8 protein-coding genes are annotated in these 7,354 nt (G+C 36.6%); 2 read left to right on the plus strand and 6 right to left on the minus strand.

The features are described from left to right. Positions 1-325: 325 nt before the first annotated feature. Positions 326-529 carry a putative zinc ribbon protein gene (locus ACLPIE_RS21970; protein WP_430263766.1) on the plus strand — a complete coding sequence of 68 codons (204 nt, stop codon included), beginning with the start codon at positions 326-328 and terminating at the stop codon, positions 527-529. 27 nt (positions 530-556) lie between these two features. Here ACLPIE_RS21970 and ACLPIE_RS21975 read toward each other — a convergent pair whose 3' ends face one another. From ACLPIE_RS21975 to ACLPIE_RS22000, 6 genes are all read right to left on the minus strand, one after another. Next, on the minus strand, positions 557-874 hold the full coding sequence (locus ACLPIE_RS21975; protein WP_430263767.1) for an ArsC/Spx/MgsR family protein: 318 nt from the start codon (positions 872-874) through the stop codon (positions 557-559). Positions 875-884: 10 nt separating this feature from the next. After that, entirely contained in the window at positions 885-2,174 is a 1,290-nt protein-coding gene (locus ACLPIE_RS21980; RefSeq protein WP_036975217.1) for an arsenic transporter, read from the minus strand. A gap of 55 nt (positions 2,175-2,229) precedes the next feature. After that, on the minus strand, positions 2,230-3,981 hold the full coding sequence (gene arsA, locus ACLPIE_RS21985; RefSeq protein WP_430263768.1) for an arsenical pump-driving ATPase: 1,752 nt from the start codon (positions 3,979-3,981) through the stop codon (positions 2,230-2,232). A 13-nt stretch (positions 3,982-3,994) separates the two neighbouring features. Then, a complete protein-coding gene (gene arsD / locus ACLPIE_RS21990; RefSeq protein WP_430263769.1) occupies positions 3,995-4,360 on the minus strand; it encodes an arsenite efflux transporter metallochaperone ArsD in 366 nt (121 codons plus the stop codon). A gap of 47 nt (positions 4,361-4,407) precedes the next feature. Then, positions 4,408-4,743, minus strand: coding sequence for a metalloregulator ArsR/SmtB family transcription factor (locus ACLPIE_RS21995; RefSeq protein ID WP_110732136.1), 336 nt, complete (start codon positions 4,741-4,743; stop codon positions 4,408-4,410). A 247-nt stretch (positions 4,744-4,990) separates the two neighbouring features. Beyond that, positions 4,991-6,580: a competence protein CoiA family protein gene (locus ACLPIE_RS22000; RefSeq protein ID WP_430263770.1), complete on the minus strand. Its 1,590-nt coding sequence runs from the start codon at positions 6,578-6,580 to the stop codon at positions 4,991-4,993. Between the two features lie 300 nt (positions 6,581-6,880). Between ACLPIE_RS22000 and ACLPIE_RS22005 the strand changes: the two genes are divergently transcribed. Then, positions 6,881-7,255, plus strand: a complete 375-nt coding sequence (locus ACLPIE_RS22005; RefSeq protein ID WP_430263771.1) for a hypothetical protein — start codon at positions 6,881-6,883, stop codon at positions 7,253-7,255. Positions 7,256-7,354 lie beyond the last annotated feature (99 nt).

Consider the following 7,354-nt stretch of genomic DNA (forward strand, 5'->3'; position numbering starts at 1 on the left):
AATACTGGATATGGCTGGAAGTTTTGTGCTACCGAGTAGGCGACAAAGGCATTACCCTCGAGCAGTAAAGAAAAAGCCGCAACGATATCCGTTACGGCGATCTTAATGGCTTAACTGACAAGCATTATAAATAATGGCCACCTTTACGGATGTCCATATTAAGGTGGCTAAATGGATGTTGTTTCGTTTGATTTGTGTTCTAACTCCATATTGGGATCTCCCTTAGCTATTCACTCGCTCATCAGCCAGCTCGATGAGCAACTGCCCTGCTTGGTGAATGGTAATAGTGGAAGTACCCCATCATATACTATCTTGATTTTATAGCGTGTCTTTTATCAGTAAGCTCAAGAGTCTGCAAGACAAGCATCGGCAAAACACACATGTTCGTTCTGTATCCCCGATTTTAAAAGTCACGGATTGGTTTTGTGTGCAGTGTCGTGAATACTTTACATACAATCAAAAATGCTGTCCGAACTGTCATGAGGGGATTTGGTGTATTCCAGCGGAGAATGTCACTGATAAGCATTAACCAAGAACATTGATTTCAAAGAGCCATTTACTTTATCCTAATCCCTTGTTTGTCTACGATAACCTGACCATCTTCCTTGATAAATTCACTTTGTTGCTGATTAGGCAATATATCTAACACTACCTCTGAAAGCCTACACAACTTTACGCCTAGCGGAGTGACGACAATCGGCCTATTGTTCAGTATCGGGTACTGCAACATAAAATCGATCAATTGCTCATCGGAATAAAGGTTATTTTCTAAATTTAATTGCTCATAGGGCCCAACACCACTATTGCGGATCATGGCAAGGGTATTACGCGAAGTGCCACAATTGGGGTTATGGTAGATAGTGATCTCATTCATGGGGTTACCTTTAATTTAACAGTGAAAGTCGAAGTACTAAAGCAACGAGTGTGACAATGAGCACAGGGATAGTCATGATAATCCCGGTTTTGAAATAATATCCCCATGTAATGGTCATGTTTTTTTGCGATAAAACATGCAGCCACAACAATGTCGCCAAGCTACCTATTGGTGTGATTTTTGGACCTAAATCGGCGCCAATCACATTGGCATACACCATCGCTTGCTGAATTAACCCTGATGCTTCACTTCCTTCTATGGATAGCGCACCAATTAACACCGTTGGCATGTTATTCATTATTGAGGATAAAAATGCAGTTATAAATCCCGTACCAATTGTTGCTACCCATAACCCTTTGTCTGCAAGGTAATTGAGCGTTTCAGAAAGATAATCGGTTAACCCTGCATTTCTTAAACCATAAACAACCAAGTACATACCTAAAGAGAAAATGACGATTTGCCACGGTGCTCCACGTAATACTTTTTTGGTATTAATCGTATGGCCTCTGGCTGCAATCACCCAAAGAATTAAAGCGCCAATAGCCGCAATTGCACTGATTGGAATACCTAATGGTTCTAAGACAAAGAAACCAATAAGTAGCAGTACCAATACCAGCCAACCTGTTTTAAACGTTGTCATGTCCTTAATGGCTAAAGTCGGTTCACTCAGTTTGGTAACATCATATTGTTTAGGAATATCTTTGCGGAAAAACCAATGCAGCATCGCTAATGTTGCAATAATTGCAGCAATATCTACTGGCACCATAATCGATGCATATTCAGTAAATCCAATATTAAAGAAGTCCGCAGAAACGATATTCACGAGGTTCGAAACGATCAGCGGCAAGCTCGCCGTATCTGCAATAAACCCGGCAGCCATGACAAATGCTAATGTCGTGCCTTTGTTGAAACCAAGTGCCAATAACATCGCAATCACAATGGGCGTTAATATCAATGCTGCGCCATCATTGGCAAACAAGGCCGCAACCGTTGCACCAAGTAACACGATATAACTGAATAACAGTTTTCCTTTACCCCCACCCCATTTGGCAACATGTAATGCAGCCCATTCAAAGAAACCACTTTCATCTAAAAGTAGGCTAATGATAATTACGGCAACAAATGTCGCCGTGGCATTCCAAACAATGTTCCAAACAATAGGAATATCTTGAAAACTGATCACACCAAAGATCAGTGCCAATACAGCCCCTACTGTGGCACTCCAGCCAATACCCAGTCCTTTGGGTTGCCAAATAACAAAGGTGATCGTTAAAATAAAAATCAATGCGGCAATAAACATAACAACCTCATTTAAAAGGTGCTTTTCCGCACCTTTTATTTTCTAAAAATAAAACTTACTCTGCAAGCTGACTTAATGCAGACATCCCCACAGGCTCTGTTTCAAGCAAAGGAACAATAGCAACACGTTTTGCCAATGTTGATGTCACTTTTTTAATCTGAGCGACTTCCTGTTCAGCTCTTGAAAGTAACAATGGTGATGTTGTTTCTGTGATAGATAGACTGTTATTGATTACCCACGCCCACGGATGTATATCTGCCCGTATTAAATCATTTTGCAAGTTCTCCGCCTCAAGCACAGGCGTAGTTTCAGCGAGTGTCGTAATAATAACTTTGGTGCGTTCAGGATCTTGTAATTGCATCATCGGCGTTAAATAATGACCTTTCTCGCCCATTTTTTTAGCAATTTCTTTATGGTATGCCCCTGTTGCATCCAGAAGTAATAATGTATGCCCAGTCGGCGCAGTATCCATGACGACAAAACGTTTACCCGCATCTCTAATGATGCGAGAAAAAGCCTGAAATACCGCAATTTCTTCTGTGCATGGAGAGCGTAAATCTTCCTCAAGTAATGCACGCCCCTCTTCATCTAAACCTTTCCCTTTTGTTTCTAAGACATAATTACGATAACGCTCAGTTTCAGCGATAGGATCAATTCGGCTAACTTGAAGGTTGGGTAAAACACCATCGAGGGTTGATTCAATATGCGCGGCTGGATCAGATGTGGTCAGATGTACATCAAGCCCTTTTTCTGCCAATTTAACTGCGATTGATGCCGCAATCGTTGTTTTCCCTACACCACCTTTGCCCATTAACATAATCAGCCCATGCTGTTGCTGAGATATTTCGCCAACCAGTTCTGACAAGGTAGGTAAAGAAATAGGTTGTTTTGTCGGGGTAATAGTTGGAATTTGTGGCATGTCATTAGATAACAACTGCTTCAGTGCATCGACCCCCACCATATTGATCTTTTGTAAATAAAGAATATCGACAGGTAACGAGCGTAGTGCTTCAGGCATAGACTCTAATGCCGCTTGTTCACGAGAGTAGAGCGCATGGGATAACTTATCATTTTCAGTCACCGCAGTTTCAGGGAAAACACCATTGACAATCAATTGCTGATTTTTGATACCCAGAGATGACAACTCGCTATAGGTTCTTGCGACTTCCCTCAATGCGGCAAACTGAGGTCGTGCAACCAAGACTAGCCTTGTTAGTGATTTATCACTCAACGCTTTCACCGCCATGCTGTACTGCTCACGTTGTTTATCAAGGCCAGACATTGGCCCTAGACATGACGCACCATCAGGATTGTCACTAATAAAATCACTCCACGCACTCGGGAGTTGTAATAAACGGATGGTATGCCCCGTTGGTGCGGTATCAAAAATGATATGGTCAAATTGCTCTGTAATTTCGGTATTGGTTAACAACCCAGTAAATTTATCGAAAGCTGCAATCTCTGTTGTACAGGCACCTGATAGTTGTTCCGTAATACTTTGAATTACCGCTTCAGGTAAACTTTCTTTGATTGGATTAATAATTTTGTTTCGATATTCTTCGGCTGCGGCTTGAGGGTCTATTTCAATAGCAAATAGATTTGGAACCAATGTTATTGGCTTAATCTGATTTCCTATTGATTGAGAAAATACCTGTCCGACGTTAGATGCAGGATCTGTACTCACTAGCAGGACTTTTTTTCCATCCTCTGCCAGCTTGATTGCTGTCGCACAGGAAATTGAGGTTTTACCCACACCACCTTTTCCAGTAAAAAATAAATAATTAGGTGTGTTATCTAAAAATTTCATTTTATTGCTCCTGTTAACAACACGTTTTACCATTACCACAACACGATTTAACAATTTCGGCTTTTTCAATATTCAGGCGAATACCAAACCATCTGGCTAGCTCATGTCGTTTTGGGTATCGACCAGTCAACACAATCTCACCATCCAGAATCAATAGTGGAAGTGACTCGGCACCTGCGGTTTCCAAAAATGTTTTTGCTTTTGTGTTGTTAACGAACGCCATTGGCTCTTGTGCTAAATTAAAACGCCTTATACTTGCCCCTTGTTTTTTTAACCAATCCACATCTGTTGCGAAGTCTACCAATGCTTGATCGACTTCTGTTCCACAAACACCAGTGCTACAACATAACGCTGGGTCAAAGACTTCTAGTTTTTTCATACCTCAACATTATATATGTTTTTTCATATGTATTAATTTAAAAAATTTTATGCGGAACAACTACTCGCAGACTCTTTTGTCTCTAGACTCTTAAGCAAATCTGCAACTCTATTTTTCTCTGTGACATAGGTGACATCAATGATACTTTTCACCCACGGTAGTAATGCCGGAGATAATCGATAATGAACCCATTTACCATGCTTTGAATCGAGCAAAAGACCCGACTCTCTAAGCATTGCTAAGTGCCGAGATGTCTTTGGTTGCGATAAATTCAAGGCCGTATAGATATCACAGACACATAGCTCGCCAGATGCTTTCAAAAGCAATACGATATCGAGCCTTGTTTGATCACCTAAAATTTTAAATAGTTGTAATGGTTCCATGTATGCTCCTTTACTTATAATTTAAAAATACACACTCCAATCATATATGTCAAATCATATATAAAATCATTTGTATATTATAACTATGGGATACATAAGACGGATACTGAATGAGTCAAAAATACAAAAAAAACACTTAGTGGCAACTAATTCATTGATAATTAATATTAAAAAACGTTTGATGAATTCTAAAATGCAACAGTATTTCTGCTATCTATTATTAGATGAAACCCAAACACCTTATAACTTAACTAACTATCGATTTGCCAGTTCCTGAAGGAAATTTAATTTCATTTACTTTATGAAATTCATAAGCTAATAAAGGCAACAAATTAATATTTTTAACTAAATAATCATCGAAAACTTGAATATATCCATGACTAATAAAACTGCTCACCATTGAGCGAATGATATGCGGAACTATAATTAACTTCTTTTTATTTTCTGACATGTATTCACACTCTACCCCCTCTTTTAAGATATCAATATATTCATTATTTAAATAAAAACGTTCACTTAAACCCTTAAATATCTCACCGTAAGAAATACTATTACCAAGTTCAAATTGGTCTATTATTTGAATTAAATTCACCAACACAAAAATAGACCAAGAATTGAACATCCAGAAACTAGCATCATTTCTATACGTTTTTAAAACATCAGGAATCTTTATACTATAACCTATCCCATTTCTCACCATATTATTTTTAATTAACCATTTTCGCCATTTCTTATAATACAAACCAAATGCCTTATCCTTATTAAACTGTAAATAACTTTCAGCCAAACGTGATAAAGTACATTCAACTTTTTTTACATGGCTAAATTTAGCATATACTTCATCATGTACATTACTTAACCTTTCTTGTAAAGGAGCATAGTGAAACCATGAGCTTGATTCAATAACTCTTGGATCATGAGAAATTGTTTTTACTAATACACTATTTTTCTCTTTACGAAAACCAAGAGGAATATCACAACCACTAGGCAAATATAGAACTTTTAAAAAACCACTTTTCCTTGTATATACAACAACATAATAACCCTCAAAAAAACATTGATATACGTGCTCAAATCTAGAAACACCTCGCTTAAAAAGAGTAATTTCTAATCTATAAGATTTATTTTCATAATCTATTTCAACCCAATGTTTTAATTCTGGTAAAAATAATTGCTTAGCATCATCATCATTTTCAAATATTTTTTCAGCTCTACTTTTTACAAGCTCATTTAGATAGCATCTTTCTTTTATAACTTTTGAAATATAATATTCACTCTTAAAATACCTGACCCATTCGAATTTCAAAATATTATATTTCAATGCAGCTATAGCTTCTTCTATTGGCCTATCTTTATAATCACTAAAATCATATTCAATTGCTGCCAAGTTATTTATTTTAAAATAATCAATTTTCTCTCGAGTACTTTTATGTGTAACGCAAATTTCAATAATTATTTCACCAATACTAGTTTTTAATAACACATCTGCACGATAACTCCCAATTTTAATTTCCTTTTGAGCACTCAATACTCGTAAATTTCTTCTAGGTATATTTATGATCGTATCATGAGCAATCATTTCCATTTCAGGAATTTCAAGAAAATCCAATATTGTAAAATACTCTTGAAAAAATCTATGAATCATGGTCATTCGGCATGAATCTTTTTCAGACACTATATAATGAGCAAAATGATGTTCTTTGATTTTACCTTTTCTAGCAACCATTTTATCGCCACAACCGGGGCAAACACAGTTGCATTTCAATCCACTCATTACGTTATCTATATGGATAAGTTTATTTGTTCTGCTACATATTGCATACTCAAAAATTGCCATAAAATGAAATTCCATTAACATCTATACTTACAATTACCTATAGAACTTAACTACAATACTATCCATTATACCATCAAATTCATGGCATAATGGAAGACAAAATATTTTAGATACGCTAATGTATTAAGGTCTACACTAGCATAAAGTCATTTACATATTCCAATCAGTTTTAGAATGCTTTTGTATGATGTAAGACAGATGTATAGCTATAGAATATCAGAACGCATTTTTTTGATTTCTTTAACTATTAAGTGCAACCTAAATAGATTTTAATTCTATAAATTTTAAAGGGATAAAAATATGGGGGAATTTTCTAAGCTAGTTGGCGATAAGGGAGAGGATATTGTATCTCACTTTCTGAACCTATTCGGCTGGAAAAACCATGCTACAAACAAATATGTAACCTGTCATACCCGAAAACACAAGAAGGAAACCCATGGAATTGATGCCTTATTTGCTTATAACTCCCCTCTAGAATCTAAAGTTATAGAAAACATTCTAATTTCCTCAAAATATTCATCAAATCCGTATAAAAGTATACCATCAAACTTCAAATCACATTTTGAAGATATTGCAATTGCAATTGAATGTTATTCTAAATCGTCTTTAAAAAAGGATATAAATACTCAAATTGCTACTGATAATAAACGGGACTTCCCTTGTTATGGTGGCTGATAATATCATAATGCATATTTTATGATCAGGGATTACTATCATGGACGAAAAGTCTCTTTACGCCCGAATACTCAATTTATCCCCTCCTTGGAGTGTCGC

It is taken from the genome of Providencia sp. Me31A, assembly GCF_050487165.1.
In the GTDB taxonomy this organism is placed as follows: Bacteria; Pseudomonadota; Gammaproteobacteria; order Enterobacterales; family Enterobacteriaceae; genus Providencia.